We start from the raw sequence: 18,616 nt of genomic DNA, 5'->3' as shown, positions 1-18,616 counted from the left end.
CTGGTTCAATCAGTAAGTCTAGGGGGTTCGGCCCGGGGCTACTGCCCAGCAGGCGTCAGACCAAAGGTGCAGTTCAATGGTGGATGAGCGCGGCGGAGACCACGGCTGCGGTGGCTCGTGCCCTGAACCGATCGCAATTTCTTGAAGCGGGTCTACACCAGGGAAGATTCGGGTTTATCCACCGAGAACGTCGGTTCAATGCATTCAATCGCGCCGAGGACCACTATGAAAGCGGCAGTGGCAATGCTGGCCAAGACCAGGCAGGTTGTCCACCCGTAACCTGTTTGACGTACGCGTCACGGCTTGTACGGCTCCCATCACTACCCGTGCAGAGAAACTAGGAAAGCAACCTCAAGGGTTCGTCGAAAAAGCCCTTAGTTTGTTATGTCGCATTCTGGCTACTGCCCCAGTTCTCTTGGAGTCGCCTGATGAACCAGCGGGACTGCTCCGGGCCATAAGGCAGAACCGGAATGGCCTTCGTGGCGTCGTTGGGAGTGTCACGGATGGACTGACGGGCCTGTCGAACAGCCGTGCTCATGGTATTGGCCATGGTTTTGACGAACTGATCGCTGCACGGCGTCCCATGTCCCGGGATCAGGAACTCGTAGCGGTGCCTCAGGGCAGAGATGTGTCGGAGCACATCTGCCCACTCTTCGGGGTAGGAGTCTTCGAAGGAGGGGTGAGCACCCTGCTCCACGAGGTCGCCAACATACAAAGTCGTGGGTGTGCCTACCAGTAGGTCTCCGTCGGTATGGCCGCGGCCTAGATAAAACAGGGTTACAGTTAGGCCGCCCAAGTCGACGAGAACGGGTTGGTCCTTGACGATGGCGTTTGGCACCACGAGTGCAACACTGTTTCCCTCACCGGCGAACATCTCAGGCTCCAGCGTTGCAACGTGTCGACGTTGCAGATCGCCCCGCTGGCCGATTTCAGTGGCGGCGTTCTGGTGCGCCCAGAACTCGGTCACGCCGGCCTGGGCAAACGCTGCATTGCCGAAAAAGTGGTCGTAGTGCGCGTGAGTGTTGACCACTACGAGGGGGAGGTCCGTCTTCTGACGGACCTCGGCTAAGATCTCGTGTCCTTGGCGCGGACCGCAACCGGTGTCGACAACCATGGCGCGTTCGGAGCCAACAATCAAGCCGGTATTTAGTGTGGAGCCTTCGGTGACTAGTACATGATTGTCCGTGCCGACCTCGAGCCATTTCGACATTATCTCTCCGTACTCCCAGCAAAGCAGCGTGTGTTCGTCTTGGTGACCGATTGTACCCAGACGCTCTTGGCACATCGGTCAACTTGTGCGCACGGCTTCAGCGAAGGATCAAGGCTTCATGGCAAGCGCGCTTAGTTTCGCCCACGCAGCAGCCATACTTTCACTTTCCCCTGGACGTACAAGAACAGAAATCACAGATGCCCCCACCCACCGTTCGACCAACAGTCCCCCATCCTGCTGGGTTACGAACGTCTCATCCGAAACCCATACCTCGCGTCCGCGAAACCCGAAAAGGGCGCAGTCACGCTTCGCGTGTCCGTCCATCACGAAGTCCAGGCGAAACTCGTGCAGTGGAACGACCTGTAATCGCCTCTATACATACCTGAAAAGCTAGGTTCGCGTGGTCGAGCGCCACACCAGTACCCGGTACCTGTGTTTCCGCTAATAGTTGCTAGCTGAGTACTCAGGTATCAACTCCTCCGGCTGGCGAGGCCGACGGCAAAGTTGTAGTTTGCAACGGTTATTCGACGGTGACGCTCTTGGCGAGGTTGCGGGGCTGGTCCACGTCGTAGCCCTTGGCTGCGGCGAGTTCCGCGGCGAAGATCTGCAGCGGGACGGTGGTGAGCAGGGGCATGAGCAGGGTGGGGGTTTCGGGGACGTAGAAGACGTACTCGGCGTAGGCCTTGACGGCTTCGTCGCCTTCCTCGGCGATGACCAGGGTGCGGGCGCCGCGGGCGCGGACTTCCTGGATGTTGGAGACCACCTTGGCGTGCAGCGAGTCGCGGCCGCGCGGGGACGGGACAACGACGAACACCGGCTGGCCTTCATCGATCAGGGCGATGGGGCCGTGCTTGAGCTCACCGGCGGCGAACCCTTCGGCGTGGATGTACGCGATTTCCTTGAGCTTCAGCGCGCCCTCGAGGGCCACGGGGTAGCCCACGTGGCGGCCCAGGAACAGCACGGACTTCTCGTTCGCCATGCTGCGGGCCAGTTCGCGCAGCGGGCCGGCGTTGTCCAGGATGGTCTGGATCTTGGCGGGAATCTTGTTCAGGTCCGCCAGGACGTCCTTGATCTGCCCGGAGAAGATGTTCCCGCGAAGCTGCGCCAGGTACAGGCCCAGCAGGTACGCGGCGGTGATCTGGGCCAGGAACGCCTTGGTGGAGGCCACCGCGATCTCCGGGCCGGCGTGCGTGTACAGCACGGCATCGGATTCACGCGGGATGGTGGAGCCGTTGGTGTTGCAGATCGAAATGGTCTTCGCACCCTGTTCCCGGGCGTACCGGACGGCCATCAGGGTGTCCATGGTCTCCCCGGACTGGGAGATGGACACCACCAGGGTGTTCTCGTCCAGGATCGGGTCCCGGTAGCGGAACTCGTGCGCCAGCTCCACCTCGGTGGGGATCCGGCACCAGTTCTCAATCGCGTACTTCGCCACCGTACCCGCATACGCGGCGGTGCCGCAGGCCAGCACGATGATCTTGTTGACCTGCTTCAACAGCTCCGGATCGATCCGCAGCTCATCCAGGGTCAGCTTGCCGTCCAGGTCAGACCGGCCCAGCAGGGTCTGCGCCACCGCATCGGGCTGGTCATGGATTTCCTTCTCCATGAACGAGGAGAAGCCGCCCTTTTCCGCCGAGGCCGGGTCCCAGTCCACGTGGTATTCCTTGCCCTGGGCCGGGTTGCCGAAGAAATCGGTGATCGCCACCGAATCCGCGGTGATCGTCACGATCTGGTCCTGGCCCAGCTCCACCGCGCGGCGGGTGTAGTCGATGAACCCGGACACGTCCGAGCCCAGGAAGTTCTCCCCCTCGCCCAAGCCCACCACCAGGGGTGAGTTGCGGCGGGCGGCCACGACGACGTCGGGCTGGTCCGCGTGCACCGCGAGCAGGGTGAAGGCGCCCTCCAGGCGCTGGCAGGCCAGCTCCATGGCGCGGGTCAGGCCACCGTTGGCCGGGTCCCCGCCCAACTGGTTGCGCAGGATGTCGGCCAGCAGCGCGGCGGCGACCTCGGTGTCCGTCTCGGACAGGAACGTCACGCCCTTCTCCAGCAACTCCTGCTTGAGTTCGGCGAAGTTTTCGATGATGCCGTTGTGGATCACGGCGAGCTTGCCGCCGTCCGCCAGGTGCGGGTGCGCGTTACGGTGCGTCGGGCCGCCGTGCGTCGCCCACCGGGTGTGCCCGATCCCGGTCAGGGTCTCCGGCAGCGGCCGGGCCTCCAGCTCACCAATCAGGTTGCTCAGCTTCCCGGACTTCTTACGGGCCTCAATGGTGCCATCAGACACCACAGCCACACCGGCAGAGTCATAACCGCGGTACTCCAGGCGGCGCAGTCCCTCAAGGACAACGTCCAACGCACTGTGACCATTAATTGCACCGTCAGTCGAACGGCCTACATACCCCACGATTCCACACATATCAACCTCTAACCTATTTCTGGGAGTCCACGTTGGGCAGGCAGATAACCGCGATTTTGGGGTGCCGGGCTAAGGCAGTGCCCAGTGGCTTGGGGACGATAAAAGGCGTTTGATCTGCCAACCCTTCACTCTGACAATCCGGGCAAGTACCAACATATCGGTGGGGACAGTCTAAAGGGACGTCGCCTTCCAAAAGAGGCAGCAGAACTTTCATAACCAATTTATACCATTCACGATTTAGACAGCCTTACCCAGACTTGAATAGGTCGGAAACTAACGGACTCGTCGGCATCCTATAACAAGCACACCGCGCACCCAAACCTGAACACATTAATTCGAAAAGCACGACCGGCTGCTAGCGCTGACCGCTGGCATAACCGTTATTCTTGCGACAGAACTCTTGGGTGGCGAGAACTGTCGACACGACCGCGCCAGCTGACCATCACGACAAAAAGTATGCCCGTCCAAAAAATCGCCGTTCCAGTTTTGGCAACAAAAGTCGATAGAAAGAGAGTGGAAAAAAAGGCGGCCGAAATCCAATACAGTCGCGCACTAGCAAACCGATACATGTACATCCGCGTTGATAGGAACCCCATCAGGAACGCAAAAACAACCACCCCGCCCAACCGGAAATCGCGATAGGGATGCTCAAACCAAGTGAAAACATTTGTAAGGATTCCGACATTCATAAACGGAGCAATCGGATTCCACTGACGAATACCGGGGATGAAATCCGTCAGGGGACCCAAGGTCGCGACTCCATAAGTTTGTGGGTTGTAGTCCCCCACAACTTGACGTCCTGGCACCCGGTCCGGCGGCCACTGCTCATTGGGTGAATCCACGAGCTCAAGAAATGCGGGAATTCCTGCTGTCGCGTAGACGAAAATATTCGAAAGCCCCGAAGCCTCCAGTTCAGAACTTACGCGGTCAGTAGACAAGGCTTGCTGCCCAGTCTTACCGAGGGCATTTCCCATTAGTTGGAACGCCAAGATGAGAACCAAGAAACCGCCAATAGCGGCTACAACAAACCCTCCGCGCCGTTTAGTGGGGTTCAGACTACGATCCGCGCGACTAACTGGGTCAACAAATTGCACACCTGTTCTCGCATCCTGGCTGTAGCGCTTGGACATAACGTAGGCTAGATACCACAATATAGCCATGAACAGGTTCGTCCTTTGCAGCATGGCTAGCATTGTGAACACAATGGTGACAAGCATGAACGACCGCGGAAAAAACCTAAGCGGCCTTTCCACTGACTCCCTGACAGCAAATATTACAAACAGAACAGGCCCAAGGTTGAGGCCTAATCGTGCCAATTGTGGCGTTCTAGAAAGGTAACTCTCGCCGTCGAGCGATATAGCACGGATACTGCCGGGATCGCTAAACAATACGCTCAACCCATAGTTGGTGGATATGCTGTACAAATATATGCTGAAAGATATGAAATAAACCAAGCAAGCCAAGAGCAGAACACGGCGCGATACAAGCGCCTGAGCCATGAACATTTCCTCGTTTACGCTATATCCACCACGAGAGCGCGGAAGAGCGATTATCGCCGCAACGTTAAACGCCACTAGGCCTGATAGCAGGACCAACCAAGCGGTAGAGGATGCGCTGTCGTACGCGATTAAATTTGTCGCATATAACAGAAGCGTCACGAGCCACACGTTGTTGTGCCAAATCAAAGGACGACTTCCGTCGCGATTTATTCCGCGGGCTACAACAGAAGAAATTATTAGTATAAAAGACACGAAAAGCGCCCACGTAGAGTTCAAGCCCGATCCATTCTCTGGTCCCCGTCATTTTCTAGTTTATCAGGCGACCTACAGGACGGCTCGCGTTACGTACGTGGCTGGCACGCAAAGAGCAATAGAACGGCGTCGCCCAGCTTTAGAGGTGTACATCGCGGTAGCGCACCGAGCTCTGACTCCCCTGAGCTGGCAAGGGCACTTGCACTCGGCCCGGGCCTTGCTGATTAAGGCCTCCTCTTCACCGCCCAGACTCCGTCTCCCTAACGGGCGGGAACGCCTTTCACCACAAGACCAGTTTTCACGTCCCGTGTGACTACGCCTCCTGCGCCTACAGTTGATCCGGCTCCAACCGTCAGCCCTTGTAGCACAGTCGCACCGGCACCAATAAGCGATCCGGACTCCACCGTGACCTCACTGAGTATTTGAAGGCTTGGAGGCCAGTCGATCTTGCCGTAGGGGGCCAGTGATATTGCCGGTGGGGGCCAGCGGCCGCATGCGTGGGGGCCACCGGCTCCCACCGGCGTTTTCTCATTGCGTCATGGTGGTGTGTTCACGCATGTTGTGGTTGCCGGTATCGACCCAGATGGTGTTGTGCACGATGCGGTCCATGATCGCATCGGCGTGGACCCCGGAGCCGAGCCGCTGGTGCCAGTCCTTCTTGGCGTATTGGGTGCAGAACACGGTGGAAGCTGTGTCGTATCTGCGCTCGAGCAGTTCCAGGAGCATGCTGCGCATGCCCTCGTCGGGGTGGTCGAGAAGCCACTCGTCGATCACCAGCAAAGTGAAGGCCGCGTACTTTTTCAGGAACTTCGTGGCCCCCAAGGGCTTGTCCTTCGCCAGCGCCCAGGCTTCCTCGAGGTCGGGCATTCGGACGTAGTGGGCCCGGATCCGGTGCAGACAGGCCTGCTTGGCCAGAGCGCACCCGAGGTAGGACTTCCCGGACCCGGTGAATCCCTGAAAGACGACGTTCTGTTGCCGTTCAATGAAGGAGCACGTGCCGAGCTGGGCGATCAGGCTCCGGTCGAGGCCGCGCTCGTCCACGAGGTCGAGCCGGCGTAGGTCCGCGCCCGGGTAGCGGAGCCCGGCCCGTCGGATCAGCCCCTCGACCTTGGCGTGATTGAACCCGGAGTGGGCCTCGTCCACGACCAGGCGGAGCCGTTCCTCGAAGGTCATGCCGAGCATGAGTGCCTCGTCCTGGGCCTCGAGCGCTTCGAGCATCGGGACGGCACCCATCTCACGGAGCTTGCGCTTGGTTTCAGTATCGATCCCGCTCATTTGGCGCCGCCTGCGTAGTACTCGGCGCCGCGCACGTAGCCGCCGTGTTCGATTCCTTCATCCCGTGGAGGCCTGAACCCGGCGGCTTTGTCTTGCTCCGTGGCAAGGATCGGTTTCAAATGCGCATACCTCGGGGACCGCACCCGGCCTGCCAACGCAAGCCGGCAGGCCGCCTCCACCCGTTCGGCCGAATAGCGCCGGGAAAGCCGCAACACGGCAAGGGCCGCGTCCAGGCCCTGCTCGGCGATCGGGACGGACTCGAAGATCCGATTGACCACCGTCACCGCCGCCGGGCCGATCCGTCCAGCCCATTCCCGCACCCGCTCCGGATCCCACTGCCGGTACTGCTCGCCGGCCGGCAGGTCGGCATCATTGGTGCGGTACTCGTTCGCCGCGCCCTCGGGCAGCAGCAGGTGGCTGGTCAACCGTTCGTGGCCCCGGTACGCCTGAAGCACCCGGTCGGTGATCCGCAGGTCCACCGTGGTGCCGATATGGGCGAAGGGCACCGAGTAGTAGTTCCTCTCCCAGACCACGTGCCCGTTCCGGCCCACCCGGCGCCCGTAGGCCCACCGGCTGATCTCATAGGCCGCCGCCGGCAACCCCGTCAGCAGGGGCTGCTCCTCGGCCGCGAACACGCTGGCTCTGGACCCTGGCCGTTTCTGGAACGGCTCCGCGTTATACGCAGCTACCCGGTCGGTGATGGCGGCCCTGAGCTCCGGCAACGCGGTGAATTGCTGCTGGCGCAGCCCGGCAATGACCCAGGTAGCCACGTGGGCGACCGTGTTCTCCACGCTCGCCTTGTCCTTCGGTGCCCTGATACGGCCGGGCAGCACGGCCGCCGAATAGTGCGCCGCCATCTCCCGGTAAGCGTCATTGAGCACGACCTCGCCTTCGCGGGGATGCTTAATGACACCGGTCTTCAGGTTGTCCGGAACGATCCGCGGCACCGAACCGCCAAAGGCCTCGAACATCGCCACGTGGGCCCGCAACCAGGTGTCCTGCTTCATGTCCAGGGCAGGTTCAACGAACGCGTACCGGCTGAAAGGCAGGCAAGCCACAAACAAATACACCGTCCTCGGCTTGCCCGTCACGGGATCTGTCAGCTGCATCGTCGGGCCCGACCAGTCGACCTCCACCGTCTGCGCTGCCTTGTGCCCGACCCGGGATGCCACCCCAGTGACCAGCACATGCCGCTGATAGGTCCTGCAGAACCGGTCATAACCCATCACCGGCTCACCGGCAGCCGCGCGTGAATCCGCGTACTCGCCATGCAGCAGCTTCAGCGTCACCCCGACCCGGGCCATCTCCCTATGCACCTGGTCCCAGTCCGGCTGCGCGAACACACTCTGATGCTCACCCCGCCCAGGAAACAGCCGGGCATAGACCTCGCCCTCTGAATTGTCGGCGATATCGTCCCACGCCATGCCGGCCGCGTCGGCAGCCTCCAGCACCGCCGTGATGCTCTTCCGGGACATGCCCTGCGACGCAGCGATTGCCCGGCCTGACAGGCCTTCGGCGCGCAACTGCAGCACGAGCTTCGCTCTGATCTTCCGTACCATTGATGATTACTCCTTCCGCCGTGCGCCCTATACACACGACGGAAGGAGCCTAGATTGGGGTGGCCCCCAAGCACGCCACTACCGGCACCCAGGACCGCTACTGCGCGCTCTGGCCGTTGGCCCCCGAACACACGACGGATGGACCCCAAAAGCGCGAATATTCACTCACCGGATACGACTGCTCCGGGATTTATGGAGACATAATTTCGAATTGTTGTGTCGTGGCCGATGATGGCGCCTGGGTTGAGATGCACGTGGTCACCAATGTCGACATTCGTGGACACGTTGACCCCTGCACAGATAACAGAACCTTTTCCTATTCGCACCTCCGAACCAACTACCGCATTTGGATGGACCACGGTGAGCGGTTCTAAAACCTTTCCCGAAGCAACGCGTACGCAGATTCTCTTACGGACCGCGGGGTTCCCGATCGCAACCACGTATAGTTCTGAAGTTCTCCGCCCCAACCAATCGTCAAGCCTTCCCAGGTGTCTGTAGCCCCTCTTTGCTAGCCGCGTTAGAGACGCAGCACTCGGGCTATCGTCGATCACTCCCAGAATTTCATAACGTTCTACACCTGAACGATGGTTAATGGCTTCAAGAACGTCGAGAACTTCTCGGCCAAACCCGCCCGCGCCTACTACAACGACAGGTTTCAGCACACAACTTCCTTTCGTCCTTGGTACAAAAGGCTGCTACAGCCTCCACCAAACTTAGCAATAAAATTGTTAGCCCAGTATTGCGAGCTGTATCCGCTGGGCAAACCTAGACGACCCACTGCCTTTCGCTACGACTGCAAGCCCTCGAGAGCAGGGGTCTCCTCAGCTGCAGTTGCAGTCCTTGGAGCTGCCAAGAACAGCCAAATCACTCCACTAACGAGGGCCGAAAGCGAAAAACCCCAAACCGCTCCGTCCAACCCCATCAAAAAAAATCCAACAACGGGCATGATTAGAACCAACAACGTCTGCGAAATTCTGCCGACCAGAATTGTTCCCTTAGCTGCAGTGTTACGACATATAACATAAAAAAGCGTTCCCAAGAAACTTGCGGCAGCAAAAATTGCCGCTTGACAAGAAAATACTACGAGCTCAGAAAGTGTACCGAGTCGCATTGGGAGGCGCGGAACCACTAGTTCGAGAGCAATGAAACAAGTCCCAGCGATGACTATCGCGGTTAGAACTATCATCCAGAGCATTGGCTGACGGTAAAAGTATCGGGCAGGCTTACGTCCAATCACTGGCCGAAGTGGATCCAGCAAAAGCCTGACTGGCATTGCGGTATTCGCGATGCCCCTGTAGAGGCCGAAGTTTCTTGGCCCCATAAATCCGACGAGTAAGAACGGTGCTCCGAGAGCACCCAGATCCATCAGCGTGGAGTCGGCTAGAAGCGGAGTTATTTCCCGTCTGTGTGTCTTCCACCAGCGGATAGGACCATAGCCCCGAAGTAGCACTGGAAGTCCAAGCACAATGAACGCTATTGACCCTGAGGCGAGCCAAGCAATGGCCAAAGCGGCGACCCGGCCGGGCTCATGAATCATCAGCAGGAATACGATCACAAACACAATACTGGCGGAAAGATCAGCGAAAATTACTCGGCGAATCAGCCCTAGCGCCATCCTGTGGTACCTTGCTCCGCTCCGATAAACACCGAAACAAACTGCAGGGCCAAGCCAGCAGGCTGTTGCGCGCGTCTCAGGAAGGATGAGCGCAACAAGGGTTGCGATGAGCCCTAGGGTGATCCCCAAGGTAATGAGGGCAGCGGAGTAGCTAGACCAATTTGCAGATTTACGATGTCTCCCTCGCGCTCTGGCCCAAGCCTCGCTCACGATCGAATACTGCAAGGAAATACCGTAGGCAAAAATTAGATAAATGGTAGAAAAGGAGCCATATTCGACCGGCTTGAGCGATAGCAACGCTACGACAGGCAATAGAGCACCTGCAAAAGCTCCAAAAAGGGCCGACGAGGCTAGGGCTAGAACGCGCACTCAAGCACCCCAGCCCCCACCCCTCCCTGCATTACGGGCATCAACGAGCCACTACAACCGCTCGATATTTCCGCCACTCATCCTGTTTTTGGTATCGAGTAGTGGAAGCACAGACTCCTCGAGCATTGTTAGATCGAGGTCATCGTGATCGGTGAGAAGCACTGCTATATCCGCAGCGGAAATACTTGCTTCATCCAAAGCAACCTTCTTCACTCCTGTAGGCCAGCGATGACTTTCAATATGATCGTCAACAGCAATAAGATTGGCGCCAGCATCTAATAGGAGTTCAATTAGTCGAAGAGAAGGCGACTCGCGAATATCCCCAGTGTTTTTCTTATACGCTAGGCCAACTAGCAGTACGGTTGAGCCCGAAATAGAACGCTGCTTCTTATTCAGCATGAGCATAAGGCGCTGTACTACATAGTCCGGCATATGGTCGTTTATGTCATTTGCCAGTTCCACAAACCGGAAGTTCTGCCCGAGTTTACGGCGGACCTGCCAAGATAGGTAGCTCGGATCAACGGGAAGGCAGTGCCCTCCGACGCCTGGACCAGGTGTGAACTTCATGAAACCGAAAGGCTTTGTGGAGGCGGCCTCGATGGCCTCCCAAATATTGACACCAAGTTGGTGGGCATATATCGCAAGCTCATTCACCAGAGCAATGTTGACGTGGCGGAATGTGTTCTCAAGGAGCTTGGTGAGTTCGGCTTCCTTCGGACTGCCTACCGGGACGGTTTGGTCAACGAGGCGACCGTAGAACTCTTGCACTTTCTGCAGGGATGCGGTGTCAATACCGGATACAACTTTGGGTGTCTCAACAAAGCCCCACCGCTTGTTACCAGGGTCGATTCGTTCCGGGCTATAGCCCGCGTAGAAGTCCCTGCCAGCCTTCAATCCCGAGCCGGCCTCCAAGATCGGCACGAGGAGTTCCTCTGTAGTACCAGGATAGGTAGTGGACTCGAGGATTACGGTTGCACCACGCTTAAGGTGGACAGCCAACGAACGAGCCGACTCTTCTATGTATGAAAGGTCCGGCAGGCTCTCACTCAGAGGTGTAGGAACCGTAATCACAGCTACATCGAAATCGGCGACGTCGTCGTAGTTTGCAGTGGGGAGATAACGGCCAGAGTCAGTTGCCCTTTGCAGCGAAGAATGGCTGATGTCGTCCACGTAGGACCGACCCGCCTGCAGGTCATCAACTCGACGCTTGTCGACGTCGACACCGACGACGTTGTATCCAACTTCATTCGCGCGGATGGCGACAGGCAGACCCACATAGCCCTGGCCCACAATAACGATTTTTTCCTGCTGAGCAGTCATAGATATGTCCATTTCAGTTCACTTAAGTTGTAGACGCAGTCCATGACCGCCCCCCGTGGTAATACTACCGAAATTTACTTTTGCATCGTTCCCAGCCCCGTCGCGCGAAGCCATGTGTCCGACCACGCTTGGTAGCTGTAATGTGCTTCAACCCCTAGGCGACCGGCGGCCCCCATCAGCTCCCGCTCGCGGCTAGAGGCGCCAATGATGGAGGAGATCGATTCTTCCCAAGATTTCGGTGTAGAAGCGGAAGAAACCCCACCTAGCCGGGCTAATGCCTGTACGTTAGCCCCAACTGGACTCCCTACCATAGGAAGTCCAGTTGCTCCGTACTGAAGAAGTTTGTATGCGCACTTGCCGCGCTCAAAGGGAGTGTACGGCAAAGGCATGAGACCGATGTCAGCAGTTGCAAGATCGCCAGCGAAAGTATGCAAGCCCCAAGGAACGCGGTCGACAATTGACTCTAGAGGACCGAGGTTGCCAGCACCTGCGCTGATCACACGCAAGCGTAAGCCGATACGGTCGTGTAGAGAAAGCAGCGCATCCGCAATGCCCAGCAGGAAGGGTTCTGTAGACGGGGTACCTATCCACACCGCGGTGGGACTGCCGTTGATTGCATAGTTTTGTTTACGAACGTAGTTATCAGGTTCAACGCAACTCGGAATCAGAGTCACGTTGTTGCTAAATTTGGACGCCGATTCTGCGAGTACTTCGCTTCCAGCAATTACTGTGTCGGCCGCTTGCACTGACCGCATCCAAACCTTTTTTTCCGACCACACGCGGCGGAGGAGGGACTTTGAGGGCGTGTATATGGCGTCGTCAAAGTCATAAACAGAGGTTTTGGCACGCCGAAGAATTGACTCCTCAAGCGCTCCCGAGCTGAACGGGGACGCGCCCCGACTCATGACGACAGTGCGTTCAGCGAGGTCAGAGGAAGAAAGGCGCAACCGGATCTCCTCGCGCGTTACTGCCAGTGGTCGAGGAAGTAGGGTACGCATTTGATTGTTGGACTCGCCAAGATAGTCCCATCGCTCAGCTTTGAGGCCGAGATGGTTGAGCCAGTCATCTAGCCGAACTCTCGTGCTGGCGCCAGTCGCCCCATAGCGGGATATGACAATCGGAACCGATACCAGAGATGGGTTTGCTTCACGGCGCATCACAGTTCGCGCTCCACTGATCCAGCAGCGACATCAGCGGAAGGATACGATGCAGGCCCCAGGGACTGCATATAGAACTCCGCTAAAGCCTCCCAAACGAGCGGTTGGCGATAATACGCCAGGGCGCGCCGCCGTGCCGCTTCTCCCATAGTTCGCCGCCGCGTGGGATCTTCCAACAGCAGAGCGAGAGCATCAGCCATCAGGGCCGCCGATTCCTTTGGAGTTACATAACCTGTCTCACCGTCCACGACAGAGTCGATGGCCCCAGTTGCATCGGTTGTTACCGTGGGAACTCCCGTTGCTGCAGCTTCGAGGACAACGTTGGGAAAACCTTCCCTTCGAGTCGGCAGGCACAAAACGTCCATGAGGCGATAAAAGGGCGCTGTATCGTGTACGTGGCCGGTTTGAACTGCCGGCCTTCCCGCGTGGGCGAGGCGCTCCAACGCATGTGACGCCTCGGGGTCATCCACTCCCCCGACAATTAACAGCTGATGGTCAAGGCCCCTGCTGTGCAGGATGTCGAGCGCACTTGCCAAGTGTGCCAAACCCTTGTCTTCCGTCAAACGGCCGACAAAACCAATAACTGGAATGCCGGGCTCCAGTCCGAGCGCCGCACATATCGTAGACTCGCCCCCAAGTTTTTCGGACTTGGTTTCAGTCGGACTGAAGCGGACTACGTCGACACCGTTGGAGCTGCCTTCTCCCAGTACTTGAATCTTGTGGGGAGGGACCAGACCAAACTCCACTACCCGAGCACATAAACTATGGCTAACTGCCAGAGCCCGGTGCGCAGTGGCAAAAGAGAGTCTCTCAAGGGCAGCGAGGATCCTGAATTTTGCCCCACTTGTGGTTTCCAGCGGAAGTCCCCGCAACAGGTAGACGCGGGCCGGAACTCTTGTGAGCCACCCGGCGATACCTCCCAGGAGTCCAGCTTTCGGAGTTCCTACAGAAGTGATATCAGGCCTTAAGACGAGCAGTAGAAGTACCCACCTGGCTAGAGACAGCAAATCGGCAAGGGGCGCAGGTTTGCGATTCATCTTTATGGCGTGCGTCGTGACTGCAGATTCCTCGCGAAGCTGGTTCAGTAAAGAGCCAGGCGAACTCACGACGTGCACATCCCAACCGCGGCTCGCAAGATACTGCGGAAAACCGGACATAAGCCGGATCGACATATCTGAGGTGACGCCAAAGACAATTCTTGGTTTCAACCGATTCACGAGTATGCCCTGAGCCCTCGGAACCACTGGATGGTTTTTGCCAACCCCTCATCAAGTTCTACCGGCACGATCGCAGGAAACAGTTCCTTGACTCGCAAGCCATCCGACTGGGAGGCGCGCACATCACCCACGCGTGGTTCGACGTGCTCAACATCAATTTTGCACTCCAGCGCCGACTCCATTCGCTGGAGCAGGTCCATGAGCGTGGTGTTAGTCCCGAAGGCGAGGTTGACGGGGTCGAGCGAAGAGACAGATCTCCGCACAGCGTCGAAGATGGTAGCACAAACGGTCTCTACATAAGTGAAGTCCCGTGACTGAAGGCCGTCGCCGTGAACGGTTACAGGTTCACCCTTGAGGGCTGCGTCGAGGAATCTAGGTATCACTGCTGCGTAATCGTGGTCCGCCGGCTGTCCCGGGCCGAACACGTTGAAGAAGCGGAACGCTAGCGTTTTCATGCCATATGAAAATCCGTAGGCAATCGCGTAGCCCTCAGTTGCATGCTTGCTGACCGCATACGGGCTCATCGGCCGGGTCCAGTCAAACTCAGACTTAGGCAAGACCTTGTTGCTGCCATAGACCGAGCTAGACGAGGCAACAATGACCTGCGAGATCCCGTTTCCACGTGCGGCTTCGAGCACATTGAGAGAACCGGTTGCATTTGCGTCATGGCTGGGTCGCGGGGCGCCAACTGAACGAGGAACACTTCCAATCGCCGCAAGGTGGATAACAGCATCAGCCCCCTGCATGATGCTGTTGAGGAGTTCATAATCGAGAATCGAACCTTCGGTGAATCGGACTGTAAGACCATCGAGATTTCCAATGCGACCCGTGCTGAGATCATCGATAACCCACACCTCAGCGTCCGGGCTATGCCGGTTGAAGTAGGCAACAAGATTGGAGCCAATAAAACCAGCGCCGCCAGTAATCAAAACTTTCATGAATACTCCTAAAAATTATATTCAAAACACCAACTGAAGGTCGAGCAAGCCAATCAACTACGGGAGGTTGGCCACCAAACCAATTGGGATGTCATGCAGATGGTGAATTCGAACCGTTATCATTCTCCGGCGAACCGCCATGAGTTGGTAGGGAACTGCCCATGAACTCAGACATCGTCGCCATTCCGGCCTGGGAGATGCCCTCACGGCGAAGAACTTTGAGAACGGTCTTAGTAAGAATGCGGAAATCGAGCTTTAGAGAACGAGAATCCACGTACTCCACATCGAGCTTAAATTTCTCATCCCACCCAATCCCATTCCGTCCTGCCACTTGGGCCAGTCCCGTGATGCCCGGCCGGACTTCATGGCGACGGTTCTGCTCACGCGTATACCGCTCCAGGTATTGAGGCAGCAGTGGACGCGGCCCGACGAGGCTCATATCGCCCTTGACTACGTTCCACAGTGACGGAAGCTCGTCGAGACTGCTTGCCCTTAGTGCACGTCCAAATGGCGTAAGCCGCGAAGCATCAGCCTGGATCCGGGTTCCAGGCGTCAGCGGATTCATACTGCGGAACTTGAGCAGCATGAATATCTTTCCGTTTTTCCCCGGACGTGCCTGGCGGAACAAAATCGGGCGCCCTAGATTCTTGAAAACAAGAAATGCGATTACGCCTTGAAGGGGCAGGGAAACTATACAAGCTACGAGCGCGATACTGACGTCCATCAGACGTTTAAAACGGTCGTAGTCCGGTCCATGTTTCACGTCAGGACCGGCTTGGCCAGAAAGCCTCGGACTGCGCAAGCTACCCGTTCGAGATCTTGTTGGCGCAAAACAGAGCCGCTCGGCAGGGTCAGTCCCGATTCGAAAAGCCGCTGAGATACTCCTGTGAGAAGTGCCGGCGCATCTCTGTATACGGGTTGCAGATGCATGGGCTTCCACAAGGGCCGGCTTTCGATGTTCTCTTGTTCCAACCATCGCCGGAGGTCGTCAGCCGACCAGCCAGCATTTGCGCTATCGACTTCAATCGATGTGAGCCAGAAATTATCTTCTCCGTCGCTGTGCCCGCCGAAGATCTGCACTCCCGGAACTTCGGAAAAGAGGTCCCGGTAGAAGTGTCGAACGAGCTTCCGACGCTCGATCATCTCATCCAACCGGGAAAGCTGGGCCCTGCCCAAGGCAGCGAGAAGGTTGCTGAGCCTGTAGTTGTATCCCACTTCCGTATGTTCATAGTGGGCAACGGGTTGCCTTGCTTGGGTTGCAAGGTACCGAGTTCGGGAGGCAAAGGAGGCGTCATTTGTCAGCAGCATGCCGCCGCCCGAGGTTGTCATTATCTTGTTGCCGTTGAAGGAAAGAATAGACGTGTCGCCCCAGGCGCCGGCACTTTTCCCTGCATGGGAGGCGCCCAGAGACTCAGCGGAGTCGGCAATGACAGGCAGTTCGAATTCGCGCGCTATCGCGCAAATTCGAGTGTAATTGGCTGCCTTCCCGAGCAGGTCTACAGGAACAACCGCTGCCACCTTGACCCCATCATGAGCCAGCTGCTTTAGTGCCCTCTCGAGCAGATCTGGATCCATGTTTCCGGTCTCCGGCTCTGCATCTATAAAATATGGTTCCGCGCCTACGTAGCGGATCGCGTTGCTTGTAGCTGCAAATGTCATCGTAGAAGTTACGACTACGTCTCCGGCTCCTACCCCGTGGCCTATGAGTGCCAGGTGCAGGGCTGCAGTCCCGGAACTGAGCGCCACAGCGTGAAGGACCCCAACCCGCTCAGCCATCTCGTGCTCGAAGGAATCAACATCAGGTCCCAATGGTGCAATCCACCCCGAGCGGAAGGCCTCCATCAGGTATTGCTCCTCAGTAGCGCCTACATCGGGAGACGAAAGATAAAGCTTGTTTTTCATCGTGGCTCGTTGCTCCTTGCATCCGTACTGAGGGCAGCAGAGATCAAGCCTGCTTCGTCTTTATAACTTTCGGGCTGTCCGAGGGACGATTGTCTGTCCTCCCAGTGCTGTTCCTGTAGTTCGTCGGGTGAGAGAGGAGGTACACCTGTATGGCTGATTTTCGGATGCTTAGGGCGTTCATCGTTTTCCCCAAGGCCCACCAGCTCTTCATGCAGCTTTTCGCCGGGGCGTAGACCAGTAATGACGATTTCGACGTCCCGGCCAGACTTGGCGATCATCCGTTCTGCGACGTCCATGATCCTGACAGGTTCACCCATATCCAGGATCAGCACCTCTCCAGGGTCCCCGATAGCTCCGGCTTGGATGACAAGCTGGCAAGCTTCCGGGATGGTCATGAAGTAACGAGTCACGTCAGGATGTGTGAGGGTCAGAGGTCCCCCCGCTTCAATCTGGGTGGTGAATGTTGGCAGCATTGATCCACGACTGCCGATGACATTTCCAAATCGAACTGAGAGGTACGAGCGCTCAGTCTCCTTGGCAAACCAGGCAGTCAGCTTTTCCCCGAGACGCTTAGAGTGACCAAGGATGCTTGTAGGGTTGGCAGCCTTATCGGTGGATATATTTACAAAGGTTTCCACTCCGGCAGATCTTGCCGCGTTCAAGACGTTGAGAGTGCCGAGGACGTTTGTCTGCCAAGCTTCACTTGGATACTGCTCCAGCATGGGCAGGTGTTTCAAGGCAGCGGCATGGAAAACTATTTCAGGACGACGTCGGTTGAAAATTTCCGTAATTGTTGCAGCATCGCGTATGTCAGCAAGCACAACCTCCTTAGTATCAAGAAGGCCATGTCCAAATATCGAAATCTGCGTTCCTTGCAGGCCTGTCTCATCACGGTCGAGCATGATGATTTCTGCTGGCGAGAATCGAACTAGTTGCCGGCAAAGTTCGGAACCGATGGACCCTCCGGCTCCGGTCACTAGCACGCGTTTGTCTGTTACGAAGCTCGCGATGGCGTCCAGCTCGGTATCGATGGGATGGCGACCTATTATGTCGTCAATTGAAACGTCCCTCAGGTCCCCCAATTGCGAATGACCCTCAAGGACTTCAGCCAGTAGCGGCAGTACGAGGAGACGTAAGCCTGCCGCATCGGCGGCATCCGAAACTTCGCGCATAAGTACTGCGTCAGCGCGGGCAATCGCAAATATCAAAATCTCAGCACCCGAATCTCGCGCTGCCCGGTTCAAATCATCTCGACCGCCCACTACACGCACGCCTTCCACTCGGTACTCGTGGAGGCGAGGATTATCATCGATAATCCCAACTGGCCGATACGGCGAATACCTATCGCGATTCATTTGCTGAATTACGTGCTGTCCTAGGTGTCCAGCGCCGTAGACAAGAGCTGCAGATGCTGTTTCGGACGGGCGGCTGTTGCGCTCCGATACATATCTGTGAAGTAGACGAAGCCCAGCCATCAGGACAAAAGCAACAAGCAAGCCAATAAATGGAACACTCCGAGGAAAGTCATCCGATGCAGGAACCAAGAGTCGACCCACCGTCAAAACCACTCCGACGAACACCACAACCAGCATGAGATTATTGGCATCGTGCCTGGATCCATAAGGGTGGCGGTAGCGGTAGAGTCCGAGAACCCAGCCAGCAATGGCCTGCAAAATCGCAGCCATAACTACGACTCCACCCACAAAGACAGGAGCCACTCGGGACGGATCAAAATCTAGACGAATGAGGGTGGCGATTGGGAGCGCAAGTGCCCAAATACAGGCATCCAAAAGATACTCACGCCACCGGAATATCATGGCTCTCCGGAACGGAAAACTATTGTGGCTCATTATGTAATTTCCCCCATAGGAATATCGATCGTTAAGGACT

General features: G+C 57.3%; 14 protein-coding genes. All 14 read right to left on the bottom strand.

Annotated elements, in window-relative coordinates:
• Positions 1 to 382: 382 nt before the first annotated feature.
• Positions 383 to 1,210 carry an MBL fold metallo-hydrolase gene (locus ACV095_RS04640; RefSeq protein ID WP_478223002.1) on the bottom strand — a complete coding sequence of 276 codons (828 nt, stop codon included), beginning with the start codon at positions 1,208 to 1,210 and terminating at the stop codon, positions 383 to 385.
• Positions 1,211 to 1,730: 520 nt separating this feature from the next.
• Complete coding sequence (gene glmS, locus ACV095_RS04635; RefSeq protein WP_478223001.1) at positions 1,731 to 3,623, bottom strand: glutamine--fructose-6-phosphate transaminase (isomerizing); 1,893 nt, start codon at positions 3,621 to 3,623, stop codon at positions 1,731 to 1,733.
• 380 nt (positions 3,624 to 4,003) lie between these two features.
• On the bottom strand, positions 4,004 to 5,281 hold the full coding sequence (locus tag ACV095_RS04630; RefSeq protein ID WP_478223000.1) for an O-antigen polymerase: 1,278 nt from the start codon (positions 5,279 to 5,281) through the stop codon (positions 4,004 to 4,006).
• A 621-nt stretch (positions 5,282 to 5,902) separates the two neighbouring features.
• Positions 5,903 to 6,649 carry an ATP-binding protein gene (locus ACV095_RS04625; RefSeq protein WP_462071341.1) on the bottom strand — a complete coding sequence of 249 codons (747 nt, stop codon included), beginning with the start codon at positions 6,647 to 6,649 and terminating at the stop codon, positions 5,903 to 5,905.
• The gene (gene istA / locus ACV095_RS04620; protein WP_478222999.1) at positions 6,646 to 8,208 is read right to left on the bottom strand and encodes an IS21 family transposase; all 1,563 of its coding nucleotides are present in this window, start codon (positions 8,206 to 8,208) and stop codon (positions 6,646 to 6,648) included. Before istA ends, ACV095_RS04625 begins: the two co-directional genes overlap by 4 nt.
• A 161-nt stretch (positions 8,209 to 8,369) precedes the next feature.
• Complete coding sequence (locus ACV095_RS04615) at positions 8,370 to 8,870, bottom strand: PglD-related sugar-binding protein (RefSeq protein WP_478222998.1); 501 nt, start codon at positions 8,868 to 8,870, stop codon at positions 8,370 to 8,372.
• Between the two features lie 125 nt (positions 8,871 to 8,995).
• Positions 8,996 to 9,763, bottom strand: coding sequence for a hypothetical protein (locus ACV095_RS04610; RefSeq protein WP_478222997.1), 768 nt, complete (start codon positions 9,761 to 9,763; stop codon positions 8,996 to 8,998).
• Between the two features lie 480 nt (positions 9,764 to 10,243).
• Entirely contained in the window at positions 10,244 to 11,512 is a 1,269-nt protein-coding gene (locus tag ACV095_RS04605) for a nucleotide sugar dehydrogenase (protein ID WP_478222996.1), read from the bottom strand.
• A gap of 74 nt (positions 11,513 to 11,586) precedes the next feature.
• Positions 11,587 to 12,258, bottom strand: coding sequence for a glycosyltransferase family protein (locus ACV095_RS04600; RefSeq protein WP_478222995.1), 672 nt, complete (start codon positions 12,256 to 12,258; stop codon positions 11,587 to 11,589).
• 410 nt (positions 12,259 to 12,668) lie between these two features.
• On the bottom strand, positions 12,669 to 13,886 hold the full coding sequence (locus ACV095_RS04595) for a glycosyltransferase family 4 protein (protein ID WP_478222994.1): 1,218 nt from the start codon (positions 13,884 to 13,886) through the stop codon (positions 12,669 to 12,671).
• Positions 13,883 to 14,824 (bottom strand): NAD-dependent epimerase/dehydratase family protein, encoded by a 942-nt coding sequence (locus ACV095_RS04590; protein ID WP_478222993.1) that lies wholly within the window; start codon positions 14,822 to 14,824, stop codon positions 13,883 to 13,885. Before ACV095_RS04590 ends, ACV095_RS04595 begins: the two co-directional genes overlap by 4 nt.
• A gap of 91 nt (positions 14,825 to 14,915) precedes the next feature.
• Complete coding sequence (locus tag ACV095_RS04585; RefSeq protein WP_478222992.1) at positions 14,916 to 15,587, bottom strand: sugar transferase; 672 nt, start codon at positions 15,585 to 15,587, stop codon at positions 14,916 to 14,918.
• Positions 15,584 to 16,726: a DegT/DnrJ/EryC1/StrS family aminotransferase gene (locus ACV095_RS04580; RefSeq protein ID WP_478222991.1), complete on the bottom strand. Its 1,143-nt coding sequence runs from the start codon at positions 16,724 to 16,726 to the stop codon at positions 15,584 to 15,586. The genes ACV095_RS04585 and ACV095_RS04580 overlap by 4 nt, the downstream gene beginning before the upstream one ends.
• On the bottom strand, positions 16,723 to 18,411 hold the full coding sequence (locus ACV095_RS04575) for a polysaccharide biosynthesis protein (protein ID WP_478222990.1): 1,689 nt from the start codon (positions 18,409 to 18,411) through the stop codon (positions 16,723 to 16,725). The genes ACV095_RS04580 and ACV095_RS04575 overlap by 4 nt, the downstream gene beginning before the upstream one ends.
• Between the last annotated feature and the right edge of the window lie 205 nt (positions 18,412 to 18,616).

This window comes from Arthrobacter sp. JDC6, from assembly GCF_056484025.1.
The sequence above is the reverse complement of the archived record's forward strand: the minus strand, read 5'-3'. Positions and strand labels throughout refer to the sequence as shown.